This is a genomic window from Streptomyces sp. NRRL S-495, assembly GCF_000966955.1.
GTDB classification, from domain to species: Bacteria; Actinomycetota; Actinomycetes; order Streptomycetales; family Streptomycetaceae; genus Kitasatospora; species Kitasatospora purpeofusca.
The window spans coordinates 1-251 of record NZ_JZWY01000211.1 but is presented as its reverse complement, the minus strand read 5'-3'; the positions used below and the strand labels follow the sequence as shown (position 1 = coordinate 251).

General features: G+C 76.9%; 1 pseudogene. It reads right to left on the bottom strand.

Annotated features, from left to right (window positions below):
- Positions 1–208: pseudogene (locus tag VR45_RS13185) on the bottom strand (hypothetical protein); the annotation flags it as partial.
- Between the last annotated feature and the right edge of the window lie 43 nt (positions 209–251).

The following is a 251-nucleotide window of genomic DNA, read 5'->3' as shown; positions in this document are numbered from 1 at the left end:
GCTCGACGGTGAGCAGGGGCGGGTGGGCGGGACTGCGCCAGACCTGCTCGACGGTCGCGGCGACGGCGGCCAGGTCGGGGTCCTCGGGCCGCGTTCGGGCGGGGGGCGCCGGGTACTCGGCCTCGGTGGCCCCGGTGGCCCCGGTGGCCTTCGCCCAGCAGCGGTACAGCAGGGCGAGTTGCAGCAGCGCCTTGACCCGTGGGGTCACCGGCAGTTCGGCCCGGCCCGCCGGCTCGTCAAGAAAGCCGCAG